Raw genomic sequence first — 17434 nt, 5'->3', positions numbered from 1 at the left:
ACGCCCATGACCACCAACGCCGTGCGCCCCGCCGCACAGGCAACCAGCAGCCAGGCCCGCCACCGTGCGGGCCTGGCTGCTGCCGCAGTCGCCGTCCTTGCCCTCGCGGCCGCCAGCATGTTCGTGGGCGTCAGCGACGTCTCGCTGCCGGCCCTCCTGGCCGGCGACCCTGCCACCGTTGAAGTCTTCTGGATTTCCCGGGTGCCCCGCACCCTGGCCGTCCTTCTTGCCGGCATGGCCGTGGCCGTGGCAGGACTCATCATGCAGCTGATGGCCCGCAACCGGTTCGTGGAACCGTCCACCGTTGGCACTGTTGAGTCCGCCACGCTGGGTATCCTGGTGGTCACCGTCCTTGCACCGTCCGCGCCCGTGCTGGTCAAAATGCTCGTGGCCAGTGCCTTCGCGCTGCTGGGGACGGCCCTGTTCCTGGCCATCCTGCGGCGGCTGCCCGCCCGCAACACCCTGCTCATCCCGCTGGTGGGCATCATGCTCGGCGGCGTAATCGCCGCCGTCACCACATTCTTCGCCTACCGGTACGACCTCCTCCAGACCCTGAGCAACTGGATGGTCGGCGACTTCTCCGGAGTCCTCCGCGGCCGGTACGAACTGCTTTGGATCGTTGCCGTCCTGGTCCTGGCCGGGCTGCTGGCCGCCGACCGGTTCACCGTGGCCGGGATGGGCCAGGACTTCACCACCAACCTGGGCCTGAATTACGCGCGCACCATGCGGCTGGGGCTGATCATCGTCTCGCTGATCTCCGCCGTCGTGGTCACCACAGTGGGTGCCGTGCCGTTCCTCGGCCTGGTGGTGCCCAACATCGTGTCCCTGCTCTTCGGCGACAACCTCCGCAGGGCCGTCCCGTGGACCGCGTTGTTCGGGGCCGCCTTTGTCCTGGTTTGCGACATCATCGGCCGCACCATCCGTTACCCCTACGAGGTTCCCGTGGGAATGGTCATGTCCGTGCTGGGCGCCATCCTCTTCCTCGTCCTGATCCTGAGGAAGCGCAATGCCTGACGCGCTCGCCACCGCCCCGCGTCCTCCCAAAGCCGCTGCGCCCGCCACCCGCCTCCGCGGCCGCGTCCGCAATGCCTCCCCGCACCTGGTGGTGGGCATCCTGCTCGCCGCGACGGCCGCCGTCGTCCTCTTCTTCCTCTTCTTCGACCTCAAAGGCAACGTGGACTACGTCCTGCCCCGCCGCGGCATCAAGGTGGCCGCCATGCTGCTGGTGGCCGTGACCGTGGGCGTGTCCACCCTGCTGTTCCAGACGGTGACGGCCAACCGGATCCTCACCCCGTCCATCATGGGGTTCGACTCCCTGTACATCCTGATCCAGACGGCGCTCGCCTTCACCCTCGGGGCTGCCGCAGTGGTGGCGGCACCACCCGCCTTGCAGTTCGGCGTCGAGGTGGTGCTCATGGTGGCCTTCAGCGCGCTGCTGTACCGGTGGATGTTCACCGGGGCCACCCGCTCGCTGCACCTGCTCCTGCTGGTGGGCGTCATCCTAAGCAGCCTGTTCCGCGGTTTTTCGTCACTGCTGCAGCGGCTGATGGAACCCAGCGAGTTCATCATCCTGCAGGACCTGTTCTTCGCGTCGTTCAACAACGTGGACCCGTCGCTGCTGGCCGTGTCCGCGGTGATCATCGCCGTGGTGTGCGCCGCCGTGTGGCGGGCACGCCGGACGCTTGACGTCCTCGCGCTGGGCCGTGAAGTGGCCATCAACGTGGGCGTGGACCACCGCAAAACGGTGATGCTGGTCCTGCTGGGATGCTCCCTCCTGGTGGCCGTGTCCACCGCCCTGGTGGGACCGGTGACCTTCTTCGGCCTGCTGGTGGTGAGCCTCGGCTACCAGCTCTGCCGCACCTTCAGCCACGCCTGGCTACTGCCCATCGTGGTGCTCATCGGCGCCGTTGCCCTGGTGGGCGGGCAGCTGGTCCTTGAACAGGTCTTCGGCTTCGCCACGGCCCTCAGCGTGGTCATCGAGTTCACCGGCGGCATCCTGTTCCTCTACCTCCTGCTGAAAGGCTCCCTAAAATGACCATCGCGGTCCGCAACGTCTCCAAGAGCTACGGCGGCCAGGCGGTCCTCGACGACGTCAGCTGCGTTATCCCGCAAGGGGGCATCACCTCGATCATCGGCCCCAACGGGGCCGGCAAGTCCACACTGCTCTCACTGATCAGCCGGCTGCAGCCGCTGGAGTCCGGGGAGGTGTCCGTGGCCGGGCTGGACGTCGCCGCCACGGACAGCCGCGAACTGGCCAGGACCATGGCCATCCTGCGGCAGGAGAACCACTTGACCATGCGGCTGACCGTGCGGGACCTGGTGGCGTTCGGCCGGTTCCCCCACTCCGGCGGCCGCCCCACCATCGAGGACCTCGCCAAGGTGGAGGAGGCCATCGCGCACCTGGACCTGACACCCATGGCGGACAAGTTCGTGGACGAGCTCTCCGGCGGCCAGCGGCAACGGGCCTTCATTGCCATGGTGCTCGCTCAGGACACCCGGTACCTGCTCCTCGACGAGCCGCTGAACAACCTGGACATGAAGCACTCCGTGGAAATGATGCGGCTCCTGCGCCGGCTGGCCGACGACCTGGGCAAAACCATTGTCCTGGTGGTCCATGACATCAACTTCGCGTCCTGCTACTCGGACACCATCCTGGCCATGAAGGACGGACGGCTGGTGCACCAGGGCAGCCCGCGGGAGATCATGCAGCAGGCCATGCTCCGGGACGTCTACGACATCGACATCCGGATCGAGGAAATCGACGGCAACCGGATCGGCGTCTACTTCGCCTGACGCTCTTTAACTTGCTGCGGCTTTTCGCCGGCGCTGGCTAAACCCTGGCGGATCCCTTGGCCACGAACAGCGTCTCGGCCTGCTCCAGGGACATGCCGTTGGTTTCGGGCACCTTGTACATCACGAAGAAGAAGGAGGCCGCGGCGAACAGCGCGTACATGGCGTAGGTCAGCGGCAGGGAACCGGCCGCCATGACAGGGAAGCTGAGGGTGATCGCGAAGTTGGCCACCCACTGCGCCGCCGCGGCAAGGCCAAGGGCCCGGGCGCGGATCCGGGACGGGAAGATCTCACCGAGGAGCACCCACACCAGCGGGCCCCAGGAGGCGCCGAAGCTGACCACGAACACGTTTGCGGCCACCAGTGCCAGCGGGCCCCAAAAACCCGGAAGGGTGATGTCCCCTCCACTGCCCGTCGCCGACGCAAAGGCCAGCGCCATGGCGGCCAGCGACACGGCCATGCCAACGGAACCGGCCAGCAGGATGGGCCGGCGCCCGATCCTGTCCACCAATGCGATCGCCACCAGGGTCACCAGGATGTTGGTGACGGACGTTGCCACCGAGATGGTGAGGGAGTCCTTCTCCTGGAAGCCCACGGCCTTCCACAGGGTGGTGGAGTAGTAGAAGATCACGTTGATGCCCACGAACTGCTGGAGCACGGACAGGATGATGCCCACCCAGACCACCGCCTGCAGGCCAAGGGTCTTTCCGCGCAGCGACCCCTTCTGGCCGGCCAGCCGGTCCTCCTCGATGGCTTCCCGGATCTCGCGGATGTGCCGGTCCGTGTCCTCGGCCGGGGCGATCGAATCAAAGACCTTCCGCGCCTCGTCCTCCTTGCCCAGGAACACCAGGAACCGCGGGGATTCGGGCAGCGTGAACGCCACCCATCCGTACACTACTGCGGGCACGGCGGCGGCCAGGAACATCCACCGCCAGGCCTCGATCCCCAGCCAGAAGGCCTGGTCCGCGCCGCCGGCGCTGGTGGCCAGGAGCGCGTCGGACAGGAGCGCAGCAAAGATGCCGGTGGTGATGGCCAGCTGCTGCAACGAAGCCAGGCGGCCGCGGACCTTGCGCGGCGAAATTTCCGAAATGTACGCCGGGGCGATGACGGAGGCGAGGCCGATCCCCAGCCCACCCACGAGGCGCCAGAAGATCAGGTCCCACACGCTGAAAGCGAAACCGGTACCCAGGGCGCTGACCAGGAACAGCAGTGCGCCGATCTTCATCGCCGGAATCCGGCCGTAACGGTCGGCCACCTTTCCTGCGAGGTAGGCACCTGCAGCGCAACCGAGCAGCGCGACGGCCACGGCAAAGCCTGTCACCGCTTCCGACAGCGCGAATTCGTCCTTCATGGCATCCACGGCGCCGTTCACCACGGAAGAGTCGAAGCCGAAGAGGAATCCGCCCACCGCCCCCGCGAGGGCAAGCCAGATCACCCGCTGCGGTATCCGGCTGGTCGTCTGCTCCTGTGCAGTGGGCATGGTTCTCCCTGGGTCTGGGTTTTGATGGATGCGGTGCGGACGTCGTCGGCTGCGGTACCGGCCAGGGGGGCCGGCGCACTCGCGCCTAACAGTGTTCCATGCCACGGCGCCGCGATCCACTTGGGCGTGTCCCCGCCACAGGGAGGACGACGACGGCGGGCCGCGCCGCCGTCGTCGTGGTGCCTACCGTTCCACGAGGATGCCGTCCGGATCGCACCAGACCATCGCCCCGGTACGGAAGGTCACGCCGTCGATCACCACATCCACGTCCGTTTCACCGGCGCCGGCCTTGGCACTCTTCCTCGGGTTGCTTCCGAGCGCCTTCACGCCCAGGTCCAGGAGGGCAAGAGCCTCCCGGTCCCGGATGGCGCCATGGATGACGACGCCGGCCCAGCCGTTCGCCACGGCGCTTTCGGCGATCATGTCCCCCATCAGGGCGGTGCCGAGTGAGCCGCCGCCGTCCACCACCAGGACGCTGCCGTTGCCCGGCGTGGCCAGGACGGACTTCACGAGGGCGTTGTCCTGGAAGCAACGGATGGTCCGCGCCGTCCCGAAGAAGTGCGATCGGCCGCCCAGGGACTGGAACTGCAACGAAACAGAGGTGAGTTCGTCGCCGCGCTCATCGTAGAGGTCGGCGGTGTTGATGGCGGTCAGGGACTGGTCTTCTGCTGCTGCCAATGGCTTCTCCTGCTCTTTGCGGCCCGGGCCTTGGTGTGGCCCCCGGGTTGATGCTGCCCACGATAGTCTGATTTCCGCATCACGACGTCCAGGGGGAACAGCCATGACTTTGCCGAACACGCCTGTCCCGCCGGACCTTCCGCAGGCGTCGGCGGCGCTCGCCGAGCCCACGGAAAAGGTCACCGCACGCTGGGTGACCGGGCTGGTCCTGGTCAACGTCGGCATCAATGCTGCGTTCTTCGGCCCCATCAATGTCTTCATCGGCCAGCAGGCCATCAGCATCGATGCGCCCAGCAAGGAAGCCATCCTTTCGCTGGTCACGGCCTGCGGCGCGGCAGTCTCCCTGGTGGCCAATCCGCTCTTCGGTGCGCTCTCGGACCGGACCACCTCCCGCTTCGGGCGCCGCGCCCCATGGGTACTCGCAGGGGCGGTCCTGGCAACCGCGGCACTGCTGGCGATGTCCGTGTCGGGAGCCGTTGCGCTGATGGTGATCTTCTGGTGCCTGGTCCAACTGGGCGCCAACGCCGCCTATGCGGCCATCACCGCGGCTGTGCCGGACCGTGTCCCGGTTGCCCAGCGCGGCGGAGTGGGCGGACTGGCTGCCATGGGCCAGACCCTGGGGATCCTCACCGGGGCGGTTTTCGGCGCCGTCGTGTCCGGCAACTTCATGGTGGGCTACTGGCTGTGCGGGGCGGCGCTGCTGCTGTCCGTCCTGCCGTACCTGTTCCACCGGAATGACCCTGCACTGCCAATGTCCGAGCTACCGGCGTTCCGGCTGCGGTCCTTCCTTTCCGGCTTCTACATCAGCCCGGTGAAGTATCCGGACTTCGCATGGGCGTGGCTGACCCGGTTCCTCGTAAACGTAGGCAACCAGCTGACCATCGTCTATCTGCTGTTTTTCCTGCGCGACATCATCGGCCACGACGATCCGGCCGCCGGCGTGCTGGTCCTTACCGGCATCTACGCCGTCATGGTGATGGTCACTGCCGTCCTGGCGGGGCCGTGGAGCGACAGGGTGGGCCGGAGAAAGCCCTTTGTCATCGGGTCCTCCGCCACCATAGCCATGGCCGGCCTCATCATGGCGTTCTTCCCCGTCTGGCCGGGAGCACTCGCCGGGGCCGCCGTCCTGGGCATCGGCTTCGGCGCCTACCTGGCCGTGGACTTCGCTTTGCTGACCCAGGTTTTGCCGTTTGCCGTCAGCCGTGGCAAGGACATGGGCGTGATCAATGTGGCCAACTCCCTCCCGCAGGTGGTGGCACCCGGGTTGGCGCTGCTGGCCGTGACCGAATGGGGAGGCTACGACGTCCTGTTCCTCCTGGCCGCTGTCATCGGGATGCTCGGAGCCGTCTTTGTGGTGATGATCAGGGGCGTGGACTGACCCGCCCTGACAGGGATGGTAAGAACGCTGACGAATTCGTCAAACTGCTGTGCCGTATAGTTGAACCGGACTGCAGGCGGAGTCGGGATGGGGGCGCTCCCGGCTGCCAACACACAGGATTACAACCGGAATGCCGATGCCCGAGACCATTTCAGACCATCCGCCCATGGCCGCCAGGCCATCCGCTCCGCGCCAGCGGCTCCGCTATACCCGCATTTTGGAAACCGCCGCGTCCTTCGCGCGCAAGGGGCTGGACTCCGTGGAACTGGCCGAAGTGGCAGCCAAGGCTGATGTCCCGCTTGGCACGCTCTACCGGTACTTTCCGTCGCCCACGCACCTGATGCTTGCCCTTTACCGCCACCAGCTCGACGAGCTGCAGGCCGGTGCCCGAAGCGCCTCCACCCGGTTCCGCGGCCGCGCCCTTGCCGGGCTGGTTATGGAGATCTTCCACATGCGGGTCATGCAGCCGGCCGTGGAACAGTGCCTCAGCCGCGGCGTCTACCTGCCAGACCGCGACACCACTGCCCTGTTGCGCGAAATCGACGCCCTCGGCGAGAAGGTGGTGGGGGCAGCCGCCAGTGATGAGGTGGCGGCACGGGTATTGCTGCTGACCGTCACTGGTCTGGTCCAGTCCGTCCGCAACCGGCGGCTGTCCTTGTTCGAGGCCGAGGAAGACCTCAAAAAGGCCTGCGCCAGGCTGTCACCTGGAACTGATTCCCGCTTCACACTGCACCAAAGTGCGTAACTGGCCTAGACCAAAAGGCCGATAAATACGCCTTAATAAGGTGTCCTGGATCACAAAAGCGCGGGCAAAAGCGTTTTAGCGCGCCTTTGCCGTGTCAAGCCGTGCTTTCGTCCTTTCAGCGGCTGCCTACCATGGGTCAACCGGAGCAGCAGGGTGGAAACATCCCCTACGCTCCTGCGGACCCGCCACCCCTGGGTTTCCTGTTCGCAGCATTTCATCACCCCGGGTCCGCCGGACCGGGGTACTCAGGTGCCGTGCATGCACGGCGAGAACCAGGAGACAACGACGTGTCCATTGACGCAATCACCGCAGTTGACGATTCCGCAGCCACCGCCCTGACCGAGGAAGAGATCTTCGGCGCGCACCAGGGCGGCAAGCTCTCGGTCGCCACCACGGCGCCGCTGTCCAACAAGCGGGACCTGTCCATTGCCTACACCCCCGGTGTGGCCGAGGTCAGCCGCGCCATCCACAAGCAGCCCGAACTGGCCCGCACCCTGACCTGGGCCGAACGCCTGGTGGTCGTGGTCAGCGACGGCACCGCCGTCCTGGGCCTGGGCAACATCGGCGCCAGCGCCTCGCTGCCGGTGATGGAAGGCAAGTCCGCCCTCTTCAAGACCTTCGGCGACCTCGACTCGATTCCCCTGGTCCTCAACACCAGCGATGTTGACGAGATCGTGGAAACCCTCGTCCGGCTGCGCCCCAGCTTCGGCGCCGTCAACCTCGAGGACATCGCCGCGCCGCGCTGCTTCGAACTCGAGGAAAAGCTGATCGAGGCCCTTGACTGCCCGGTGATGCACGATGACCAGCACGGCACCGCCGTCGTTGCCCTCGCCGCCCTCACCAACGCCGCCAAGGTCACCGGACGCCCCCTGGAGAGCCTGCGCGTGGTGGTCTCTGGTGCGGGCGCCGCCGGCATCGCCGTCGCCGAAATCCTGCTGGCCGCAGGCATCAGCGATGTGGTCCTGCTTGATTCCAAGGGCGCCATCAACAGCACCCGCGCGGACCTGGCCGGAGACAGCACCAGCAAGAAGGCGGATATCGCCGGGCGCAGCAACCCCCGCGGCGTGACCGGTGGCCCGGCCGAGGCATTGGCGGGCGCCGACGTCTTCATCGGTGTTTCGTCCTCCAAGCTGGAAGAGGCGCACCTGGCCCTGATGAACCAGGACGCCATCGTGTTCGCCCTCTCCAACCCGGACCCCGAGGTACTGCCCGAGGTGGCCGCGAAGTATGCCGCCGTCGTCGCCACCGGCCGCAGCGACTTCCCCAACCAGATCAACAACGTCCTCGCCTTCCCCGGCATCTTCCGCGGTGCACTGGACGCAGGTGCCCGACGCATCACCCCCGCCATGAAGCTCGCCGCGGCGCAGGCCATCGCCGAACTCGCGGCCGAGGATCTGTCCGCAGACTACATCGTCCCCAGCCCGCTGGATCCGCGGGTCGCCCCGGCAGTCACCGCCGCTGTGGCCGCGGCAGCAGACGCGAAGTAAGGCTCCTTCCGCCCGGGACAACAACGACGGCGGCGCCTCCTTGCCCAAGGGAGGCGCCGCCGTCGGGGGTCAAGCAGGAAATACACTGAATTCCATGACTTCCGAGACCGTGGTGACCATTTTGTGCGGCCTGGCCATTGCGGTGGGGGTGGCCGGCACCGTTATCCCCGTCCTGCCCGGCAGCATCCTGATCGGTGCCAGCCTGCTGGCCTGGGCCATCTGGGGCGGCGCCGGCGCGGCGGGTTGGGTGGTCTTTGCGGTGGCCATGCTGTTCGTGGCCGCGGGGATGGCAGCCAGCGCTGTCCTGACGGGCAGGAAGCTGAAGCAGCACGCCATTCCAAGCCGCAGCATTGTGGCCGCCCTCGTGGCCGGGGTGGTGGGCATGTTCCTCATCCCCGTGGTGGGACTCTTCGTCGGGTTCGCGGCCGGCCTGCTGCTCAGCGAGTTCCTCCGCACCCGCAACATAGGCAGGGCCACCACCTCGAGCTGGGCGGCACTCAAGGCCACCGGGCTGGGCATGCTCGCCGAATTCGGGCTCGCCTGCCTTGCCGCGAGCACCTGGGTCATCGGCGTGTGGGTCGCGGCCATCAGCGGCTGAACCGGTTGCACCACGGCGAAACCCAGGCGTAGAACAAATGGCATAACTGAGCCTGATACAGCACGGGAACATATTGCGGCCTGGATGCAGAAACTACCAGGCCGCATGGAGCAGCAACCGGCCCGCGGACATCCAGGCCCGCCGACTGGACCTTCAGCTGGAAGCTGCTGGAGGCCGACGGCGATACGGGGATGACCCGCTAGTTGCCCAGACCTCCGAGTTTGTTGCCGAGGCCGCCAGGAAGTTTGCCCAGCAGCTCGGCGGGGTTAATGCCAAGCCTGGACAGCAGGTCTGCATGCCACTTTTCCTGAAAACGGCTGATCGGACAAGGGGTTAGCCGGCCCGGGCGGCCCGGTTAACATGGAAAGATGACCGCCGGGGACACTGCACCGATCTACTGGGACAGCCGTGACCTCACTCCCTTCGGCCATCCGCTGGTCCGCACACCGGTCCATGACCTCGCCGGCGGAGTAGGCGGCCTGCTAAACGGCGTCCTGGGCGGACGGAATCCCGCACTGCTGGCCGTCGACGGCGAAGTCCCGCGCCTGAAACTCCTCCTGCCCAAGCCTGCCAAGGCCGTTCACGAAGCTGTCTTCAGCAGCCGGGAACCGGACCGGCTGATCACCTTGGCCCGCGCCCACCCAGGCTGGGCGGGCCTCTGCTACCTGATGGCGGGACTGCTCTCATACCAGCACGGCGGCTACCTGCGCGCCTCGGAACTCTTGCAGCGCGGCCTGACCACCCGCAACGAGGACGACGCCAACCGCTACTCGTCCACGTACCTCACGCGGGTTGTCACCCGGATCGAAGTCGCCGAACGGGTCGAGGTGCCGGTCCTCTTCAGCGAGGAATCGGTATTCCTGGCGCTGTCCCATGCCCTGCGCGAAACCGGCCGGACGGAAGCTGCGCTGGACGCACTGACCGGACTGCCGCCGTCGCTCCCCATGGCGCTGGCACGATGCTCGCTTGCCTTGACGCTGGGCCGCAGCCGGACCGTGATCGACTGGACGGACGGCCTCCTGAATGCGGACGATCTTTCCGCGGCGCTGCTGCTGGTCAGGGCGCGTGCCCTACGACGCGAAGGGCGGTACGAGGCCGCGCACCAGGCCATCGGCGAGGTGTTGCGCCGTCGCAAGACGCACCTGGTGCTGCGGAACGATGCCTTGACTGACCGGGCGCTGCTGCTGCTGGAATCCAGCCGCCGGTCACTGAATCCGCGTGACTGGGGAAAGCGCCGGCCCGATCCCGAGCCCCAGCGTGAGATCGCCGCGCCCATTCCGATCCGCAAGGACGAGGAGATGCGCCGGATCTGGGAGCAGGACTGGAAGAAGCTCAGCGACGACTAAGCCGCCGCGAGCAGTGGCAGCAGTTGCTCTACCAGCAGGACAACGCCCGGCAGCACCATGATGATGCCGCTGGTGCCCATGCCCTGCAGGAAGGTCCGGAGTTGGGCGCCGGGCATCCCGGCCAGGACGGCCGCCAGTCCGGCAACTTCGAGAACCGGGTGTCGGACCATCCCACCATCATGGAGGCGCAGCGGCTGTTCGGTTCGCCGGGCCACCGGTGTAGCGGGCCGGGTGGCCGTCAATCGGCAAGCAGCCCGGTGGTGCGGTAGGGAATGACCTCCCGGAGGAACATGCTGGTTGAGGTGCGGACGATGCCGGGACACAACCTGATCTCCTCCGAAACCCGATAGAGATCGTCGGGGCTGGTGGCCACCACCCGGATCAGCAGGTCGGTATCACCTGCCGGCGCATGGCACTCCAGGACTTCAGGGATTTCCTGCAAGGCCGCGATGGCTTCGTTAAGGTGGCTCTGGTCGAGCTCGGCACTCACGGAAGCCGCTACACCGCGTCCCAGCGCCGCCGGCAGTACGCGGCTGCTGTTGGCGCGGAGCGCGCCGGAGGACGCCATCCGTTCCAACCGGGACTGCACGGTGCCGCGGGCCAGGCCGAGCCGCTGGGCCAGCACCATGATGGGCACCCGGGGATCTTCGTCCAATGCCCGGAGAATCCGCTTTTCCGTTGTGTCCAGTTCCAGCAAATTGATCAGTTCCTCCTTCTCTGCCCACGATGATTTAGGCAATTTGACCAGTTGAAGCAGTCGCGGTTGCACCAACTGTAGGGCGGCTGCTGAAATGTTGGCAACAGGGCCAAGGCTACCGCCGAAGTCCACCGGCTACTGGCTTTTCCGGCACACCACCCGGGCGCTGCAGACCGCCTCCCGCAAGGAGGTTGCCGCTGATTGACTCTTGTTCACGCATTGTCATTCCGCACGCTTTTCACGGCAAGAGCCCCTGAGCCACCGATCACCGGATGCCCGGACCATCGGTAGCTGAGGGGCTCTTGTGCTGTTCCCGCTTAGGCTGGAGCCATGACTTCCGCCGGCCGCTTCGCCCCCAGCCCTTCCGGTGAGCTTCATGTCGGCAACCTGCGGACCGCCATCCTGGCGTGGCTGTTTGCCAGGTCCAGCGGGCGCCGGTTCCTGCTCCGGGTGGAGGACCTGGACCGGGCGCGGGCGGGCGCGGAAGCGCTGCAGTTGCGGGACCTGGCGGCCGTCGGCGTGACATGGGACGGGGATGCGGTACGGCAGACTGCCCGCGGGACGCTCTACGAGGACGCCATCGGGCGCCTTCAGCAGGCAGGCCTGACGTACGAGTGCTACTGCACGCGCCGGGAAATCCAGGAAGCGCCGTCCGCTCCGCATGCTCCGCAAGGTGCGTATCCGGGGACCTGCCGGAACCTCGATGCTGCCGAACTGGAATTCAAGCGGTCCACCCGGCCGGCGGCCGTCCGGCTGCGGGCAGGCGTCCAGGAGTACACCGTCCGGGATGTGCTGCACGGAGAATATACGGGCGTGGTTGACGACTTCGTGCTCCGCCGCAACGACGGTGTCACCGCCTACAACCTTGCGGTGGTGGTGGACGATGCGGCCCAGGGCATTGACCAGGTGGTCCGCGGTGATGACCTCCTGCCGTCCACGCCGCGGCAGGCCTACCTGGCATCGCTTTTGGACATTCCGCTGCCGGAATACGCGCATGTTCCGCTCGTGGTCAATGACGACGGCGCCCGGCTGGCGAAGCGCGACGGTGCCGTCACGTTGGCCGACCTGGCGGAAACGGGGGTGTCCGTGCAGGACGTGCGGAACCGGCTCCTGGTGTCACTCGGCCTGCCGCCGGGAACCCTGCAGCAGGCCCTTGCCTCCTTTGATCCTGACCGGCTGCCGAAGCAACCCTGGGTGTGGAAAGCCTGAGGGCGGCTAGGCCGGGTGTGGGGCCTCTTCCGCTTCCGCAAGGCGGTGTGCAGGCGTTCGCTGCCCCTGCGTTCGTCGATGACGATGGAGGCCGCAAGGGCAAGCACCATCACCAGCATGCAGACGGGGACCGAGGCGCCCAGCGCAGCGAGGCCCACCGAGCCCGCCAGAACCACCAGGATGCCAGCGGCCACCGCAATCACCGTGCGGTCCGCGCCCATCATCACGCTGTACAGCCAGGTGAGGCGGGTGGTGGGGACGTCGGTTTCCAGCACCAGCACGGCGACCCAGCCCAGCTGCACCATTGCCAGGTACCTCGCATACCGCAGGCAGGTTTCCCGCCGGGCGGGGTCCTGCCGTGAGGCCCTGATCCACTGCGCCACCAGGGCGAGCCGCATCAGCACGTAGCCGGCGACGATCACCCGGTTGTCCACGTGGTGGCCCTCGACGATCGAGTGGAACATCGGTTCAATCCCCATGGTGAGGATCAGCACCCCGACAATCTGCACCATGGTGACAACCCGGAATACCCAGTCGTCCGTGTCATAGGCGCTGGCGAACCAGGTGAAGTTGATCCAGGCCCAAATCACCGCGAACATCGCGAACCCGAAGCCCAGCAGTCCCGGCACCAGGTGGGCCTCGGCGATCTCATGGGCGAACTGGCTGCCGGCCACGCCAAAGGCAATGACGAAGGTCAGGTCAAAAAAGAGTTCCAGCGGCGTGTTTCTCCCGTGGTGGTTCGTCATTGAACTGCGCTGGTCTACCTGCCGGACGGGCAAGCGCCGGCGCCTTATGCCGCTGTGCAGAGCATAGGCGATCGGCTCCCGTGCGGAGGTTGCGGGAGCGTTGCATTACGCGGGCCGGATTGCGCGACTACAGCTTCTGGGCCTCGCCGCCCCTGGAGCCCTTCCACAGATGGTGCGGCCGGTGCTTGTCATCGGTGTGGACCACCAGGACCGGGCAGGCGGCGTGCGAAACGCATGCGGAACTCACGGATCCGAGATGCATGCCGAGGAAGCCGCCGTGGCCGCGGCGGCCCACAACCAGCATCGCTGCGCCTGCGCTGGCGTCCACCAGTTTGGCAGGCGCGGGTCCGCGGACCAGATCCTGGCTGATGTTCGCCGGGACGTCCGGACCGAAAGCCTTCCCAAGTGCTTCCGCTACGGTTTTGGCGGCCGCGGCTTCAAACTCCTCAAAGTCCGGCGGGACGTATCCCGCATAGATCTGCGGAAAATCCCAACAGGCCACGGCCTGGATCCGCGCATCGAGGGCGGGCGCCAGTCGCGCTGCAAACCGTAGGGCCTCCACCGAGGAATTGGAACCATCCACGCCCACAACGATTCTTGCTTCCGGATTGTCCATCATGGTTCTCCTTAAGAAGGAATACGGACGACGGCGGCACCCGGGCGCCCCATCGTCGAACCACCAGGATGGGGCTGACCATAGACCTGGGCCCGGAGGGCGTCAAGGGGGCCGTTACCTGCAGTTTGGCATTGAGGGCGCCAGCCGCGAGGAGTAGCGTGTGAGCCACCTCACCCGCACCCCATCAGGAGCAACCATGCCACATCTGGGACGCCGGCTAGGAGCCATTACGGCTGCGCTGGCGATGAGCGTGACCACCGGGGCACTAACGAGCCCAGCCTCCGCCCACCAAAAGCACTGGGCGGACAACGTCGAAAAAATCCCCACGGCAACCGGATACGGCGGCGCCGTCAGCACCGTGGACCTGGACGCCTCCGCCGCAGCCCTCGAAATTCTCCGCAAGGGCGGCAACGCTGTTGATGCCGCTGTTGCGGCTGCAGCCACCCTCGGCGTCACCGAACCGTACAGCGCCGGCATCGGCGGCGGCGGATACTTTGTGTACTACGACGCGAAGCGCGAGAAAGTGTATACCCTCGACGGCCGCGAGACCGCGCCTGAGGCGATGCCACGGGACGCCTTCCTCAAGCCCGGCACCAACGAGGCCTACGAATTCAAGAAGCAGGCAACCAGCGGCATGTCGGTAGGTGTGCCGGGCACCCCCGCCACCTGGGAAAGGGCACTGGAACGCTGGGGCAAGAAGGACCTGGCGAAGGTGCTGGAGCCGGCGATCGAAGTAGCAGAAAAGGGTTTTGTGGTGGACGAGACCTTCCGCCTGCAAACCCTCGAAAACAAGGAGCGCTTCCTGCCCTTCGAGGCAACGAGAAAGCTCTTCCTGCCCGGCCCGAACAACGATGCGCCCGCGGTGGGCTCAGTCTTCAAGAATAAGGACCTGGCCGAAACCTACCGGCTCCTGGCCCGGGAAGGCATGGACGAGTTCTATGACGAAGGGTTGGCAAAAGAGATCGCAACCACCGTGCGGAAGGCGCCGTCTTCCACTGATCCCAAAGTTCCTGTTCCCGGGCCGGCCGGGGTTATGACGGAGGAGGACCTCGATGACTACGAGGTCCTGGACCAGGACCCCACGCACGTGAACTACCGGGGGTACGACGTGTACGGCATGGCGCCTTCGAGCAGCGGCGGCACCACTGTGGGCGAGGCGCTGAACATCCTTGAGACATTCGACCTGCCCGCGTTGAAGGCGGACAGGGCCAAGGTGCTCCATCACTACCTGGAGGCTACTGCCCTTGCCTTCGCGGACCGCGGCAAATATGTGGGCGATCCCGCTTACGTCAAGGTGCCCACCAAGGCACTCCTCGACCCGGTCTTCGGCAAGGAGCGTGCCTGCGAAATCAGTCCACTGAGGGCGGCAACCAAGCCAGTGCCCGCAGGCGACGTCAGGAATTACGACGGCGTGTGCCCGGTAACGCCCGCAGCGCTCGGTGATGCTGCGGACACGGAGAACATCAACACCACAAACCTCACCGTGTCCGACAGGTGGGGAAACGTGGTGGAGTACACCCTGACCATCGAGCAGACGGGCGGCTCCGGCATCACCGTTCCGGGTCGCGGATTCATCCTGAACAACGAGCTGACGGACTTCTCGCCCGTGTACAACCCAACCGATCCAAACCGGATTGAGCCCGGCAAGCGGCCGCGTTCGTCCATGTCGCCCACCATCGTGCTCAAGGACGGCGAGCCGTTCCTGGCGCTGGGTTCCCCGGGCGGCTCGACCATCATCACCACGGTCCTGCAGACGCTGATCAACCGGATTGACCTGGGCATGAGCATCGACGAGGCACTGGCTGCCCCGCGCGCCACCCAGCGGAACACCGCCAACGTCACGGCAGAACAGGCGTTCATCGATGCGCCGTACGGGCAGGCTCTCAAGTCGCAGTACGGCCACACCTTCACCGCTGCCGGGCAGCCCGGTACATCCGCTGCGGAAATAGGTGCGGCAACGGCCATCGAGTTCCTGCCGGGCGGCAGGACGGTTGCCGCGGCCGAGCCCGTCCGGCGCGGCGGTGGTTCGGCCCTGGTGGTCAAACCGTCACGGTAGCCCCTAAACAGGGCACTTTAACCCCGACGGCGGCACCCCGGTTCCTTGATCCAGGAACCCGGGTGCCGCCGTCGGACGTTTGGAACCGCTACTTCTTGAACGTGTCAGCCGGCGGGTTGGCGACCACCGGAGCGGTGCCGGTGAAGCCCTTGCGGGTTTCGGCGATCTCGTGGATGCGCTTCCGGCAGGCGTACCAGCCGAACACCATCAGGATGGACGCGATGGCCGTCACCAGCATGGTCAGCGGCGAATCGATGAAGACCATCACCAGGACGCCGATGAGGAACAGCAGCGAAAGATATCCCGTGTAGGGGGCACCGAACATCCTGAAGGAGGGGCGCTTGACCCATCCCTTGTCCGCCCAGCGCTTGAGCTGCAGCTGGCACAGGACGATGGTGGCCCAAGTCATGATGATGCCCACGGACGCGACGTTGAGGACAATCTCGAAGGCCTCGGCCGGGACCAGGTAGTTCAGCGGGACGCCCAGCAGGGAAACGCCGGCGGTGATGGCGATGCCGCCGTAGGGAACACCGGCCTTGTTCATCCGGGAGGCGAACTGCGGCGCGGAGCCGTTCACAGCCATCGAGCGCAGGATGCGGCCGGTGGAGTAGAGGCCGGCGTTGAGCGAAGACAGGGCGGCGGTGAGGACCACGAGGTTCATGATGACGTCCACGCCCTGGATGCCGATGGAACCGAAGAAGGTCACGAACGGGCTGACGCCTGCCTGGTAGGAGGTGTAGGGCAGCAGCAGTGCCAGCAGGATGACCGAACCGACGTAGAACACTGCGATCCGGAAGACCACGGAGTTGATGGCCTTGGGCATGATCTTTTCGGGGTTCTCGGTTTCACCGGCGGCGGTGCCCACCAGTTCGATGGACGCGTAGGCGAACAGGACGCCCTGCATGAGGATGATCATCGGCAGCAGGCCGTTGGGGAAGATGCCGCCGTTGTCCGTGATCAGGCTGAAGCCCACTTCCTGGCCGGCCACCGGGGTGCCGAAGATGACGAAGTAGGTGCCGACGATGAGGAAGGCCACCAGCGCGGCCACCTTGATAAGCGCGAACCAGAATTCCATCTCGCCGAAGACCTTCACCGAGACAAGGTTGAGGGCGAGGACCACCACGAGGGCGATCAGTGCCCAGGCCCATTGCGGAACGGCGCCGATCCAATGGACGTAGTTGCCGAAGAAGTTCATGTAGAGGGCCGCCGCGGTGATGTCCACGATGGTGGTGGTGGCCCAGTTGATCCAGTAGAACCAGCCGGAAACGAACGCGGCCTTCTCGCCGAAGAATTCACGGGCGTAGGACACGAACGAGCCGGAGGACGGGCGGTGCAGCACCAGTTCACCCAGCGCCCGCAGGATCAGGAACGCGAAGAAACCGCACACAGCGTAGGCGAGGACCAGCGACGGGCCCGCGGCGTTCAGGCGTCCGCCGGCGCCGAGGAACAGGCCCGTGCCGATGGCACCGCCGATGGCAATCATCTGGATCTGCCGGGGCTTCAGGTTCTTGTGGTAACCCTTGTCCTCCGCGTGCAGGGCCTGCTCGGTGGCATGCGCCTGCGGGGGAACAGTGTGGTCTGTGATGGGGGAATTCGACATGGGGTCCT

The 17434-nt window shown here is 66.2% G+C and carries 16 protein-coding genes and 1 pseudogene; 10 read left to right on the top strand and 7 right to left on the bottom strand.

The window, feature by feature from the left end:
* The first annotated feature begins 6 nt into the window (after positions 1 to 6).
* Genes ACLH0K_RS17245 through ACLH0K_RS17235 form a run of 3 tightly spaced genes read left to right on the top strand, consistent with a single transcriptional unit; the run spans position 7 to position 2793 of the window.
* Positions 7 to 1014: an ABC transporter permease gene (locus tag ACLH0K_RS17245; protein WP_411374744.1), complete on the top strand. Its 1008-nt coding sequence runs from the start codon at positions 7 to 9 to the stop codon at positions 1012 to 1014.
* Positions 1007 to 2035 carry an iron chelate uptake ABC transporter family permease subunit gene (locus ACLH0K_RS17240; protein WP_411374743.1) on the top strand — a complete coding sequence of 343 codons (1029 nt, stop codon included), beginning with the start codon at positions 1007 to 1009 and terminating at the stop codon, positions 2033 to 2035. The genes ACLH0K_RS17245 and ACLH0K_RS17240 overlap by 8 nt, the downstream gene beginning before the upstream one ends.
* On the top strand, positions 2032 to 2793 hold the full coding sequence (locus ACLH0K_RS17235) for an ABC transporter ATP-binding protein (RefSeq protein WP_411374742.1): 762 nt from the start codon (positions 2032 to 2034) through the stop codon (positions 2791 to 2793). The genes ACLH0K_RS17240 and ACLH0K_RS17235 overlap by 4 nt, the downstream gene beginning before the upstream one ends.
* 37 nt (positions 2794 to 2830) lie before the next feature.
* Here ACLH0K_RS17235 and ACLH0K_RS17230 read toward each other — a convergent pair whose 3' ends face one another.
* Both ACLH0K_RS17230 and rraA read right to left on the bottom strand, forming a co-directional pair.
* Positions 2831 to 4270 (bottom strand): sugar porter family MFS transporter, encoded by a 1440-nt coding sequence (locus tag ACLH0K_RS17230; RefSeq protein WP_411374741.1) that lies wholly within the window; start codon positions 4268 to 4270, stop codon positions 2831 to 2833.
* A gap of 183 nt (positions 4271 to 4453) precedes the next feature.
* Entirely contained in the window at positions 4454 to 4948 is a 495-nt protein-coding gene (gene rraA / locus ACLH0K_RS17225; protein ID WP_411374740.1) for a ribonuclease E activity regulator RraA, read from the bottom strand.
* A 103-nt stretch (positions 4949 to 5051) separates the two neighbouring features.
* On the opposite strand from rraA, the gene ACLH0K_RS17220 reads away from it, so the two are divergent.
* The 5 genes from ACLH0K_RS17220 to ACLH0K_RS17200 all read left to right on the top strand — a co-directional run bounded on the left by ACLH0K_RS17220 (position 5052) and on the right by ACLH0K_RS17200 (position 10502).
* Positions 5052 to 6326, top strand: coding sequence for an MFS transporter (locus ACLH0K_RS17220; RefSeq protein WP_411374739.1), 1275 nt, complete (start codon positions 5052 to 5054; stop codon positions 6324 to 6326).
* Between the two features lie 136 nt (positions 6327 to 6462).
* A complete protein-coding gene (locus ACLH0K_RS17215; RefSeq protein WP_411374738.1) occupies positions 6463 to 7071 on the top strand; it encodes a TetR/AcrR family transcriptional regulator in 609 nt (202 codons plus the stop codon).
* Positions 7072 to 7358: 287 nt separating this feature from the next.
* On the top strand, positions 7359 to 8558 hold the full coding sequence (locus ACLH0K_RS17210) for an NADP-dependent malic enzyme (protein WP_411374737.1): 1200 nt from the start codon (positions 7359 to 7361) through the stop codon (positions 8556 to 8558).
* 94 nt (positions 8559 to 8652) lie between these two features.
* Positions 8653 to 9156, top strand: coding sequence for a DUF456 domain-containing protein (locus ACLH0K_RS17205; protein ID WP_411374736.1), 504 nt, complete (start codon positions 8653 to 8655; stop codon positions 9154 to 9156).
* Between the two features lie 368 nt (positions 9157 to 9524).
* Complete coding sequence (locus tag ACLH0K_RS17200) at positions 9525 to 10502, top strand: hypothetical protein (RefSeq protein ID WP_411374735.1); 978 nt, start codon at positions 9525 to 9527, stop codon at positions 10500 to 10502.
* On the opposite strand, the gene ACLH0K_RS17195 is transcribed toward ACLH0K_RS17200, so the two are convergent.
* Both ACLH0K_RS17195 and ACLH0K_RS17190 read right to left on the bottom strand, forming a co-directional pair.
* A complete protein-coding gene (locus tag ACLH0K_RS17195; protein WP_411374734.1) occupies positions 10499 to 10672 on the bottom strand; it encodes a hypothetical protein in 174 nt (57 codons plus the stop codon). The genes ACLH0K_RS17200 and ACLH0K_RS17195 overlap by 4 nt on opposite strands.
* 68 nt (positions 10673 to 10740) lie before the next feature.
* Positions 10741 to 11208, bottom strand: coding sequence for an Lrp/AsnC family transcriptional regulator (locus tag ACLH0K_RS17190; protein ID WP_411376514.1), 468 nt, complete (start codon positions 11206 to 11208; stop codon positions 10741 to 10743).
* 321 nt (positions 11209 to 11529) lie between these two features.
* Here ACLH0K_RS17190 and gluQRS point away from each other — a divergent pair, with 321 nt between their 5' ends.
* Positions 11530 to 12408, top strand: a complete 879-nt coding sequence (gluQRS, locus tag ACLH0K_RS17185) for a tRNA glutamyl-Q(34) synthetase GluQRS (RefSeq protein ID WP_411374733.1) — start codon at positions 11530 to 11532, stop codon at positions 12406 to 12408.
* Positions 12409 to 12650: 242 nt separating this feature from the next.
* Here gluQRS and ACLH0K_RS17180 read toward each other — a convergent pair.
* Together ACLH0K_RS17180 and ACLH0K_RS17175 are read right to left on the bottom strand one after the other, a co-directional pair.
* Positions 12651 to 13154 (bottom strand): annotated as a pseudogene (locus tag ACLH0K_RS17180) (low temperature requirement protein A); the annotation flags it as partial.
* 127 nt (positions 13155 to 13281) lie between these two features.
* Positions 13282 to 13773, bottom strand: a complete 492-nt coding sequence (locus ACLH0K_RS17175; RefSeq protein WP_411374732.1) for a universal stress protein — start codon at positions 13771 to 13773, stop codon at positions 13282 to 13284.
* 193 nt (positions 13774 to 13966) lie between these two features.
* Between ACLH0K_RS17175 and ggt the strand changes: the two genes are divergently transcribed.
* Positions 13967 to 15826 carry a gamma-glutamyltransferase gene (ggt, locus tag ACLH0K_RS17170; protein WP_411376513.1) on the top strand — a complete coding sequence of 620 codons (1860 nt, stop codon included), beginning with the start codon at positions 13967 to 13969 and terminating at the stop codon, positions 15824 to 15826.
* An 88-nt stretch (positions 15827 to 15914) separates the two neighbouring features.
* On the opposite strand, the gene ACLH0K_RS17165 is transcribed toward ggt, so the two are convergent.
* Positions 15915 to 17426 (bottom strand): amino acid permease, encoded by a 1512-nt coding sequence (locus tag ACLH0K_RS17165; protein WP_411374731.1) that lies wholly within the window; start codon positions 17424 to 17426, stop codon positions 15915 to 15917.
* Between the last annotated feature and the right edge of the window lie 8 nt (positions 17427 to 17434).

The sequence above is a fragment of the Arthrobacter sp. MPF02 genome, from assembly GCF_046605375.1.
Classification (GTDB): Bacteria; Actinomycetota; Actinomycetes; order Actinomycetales; family Micrococcaceae; genus Arthrobacter.
The sequence above is the reverse complement of the archived record's forward strand: the minus strand, read 5'-3'. Positions and strand labels throughout refer to the sequence as shown.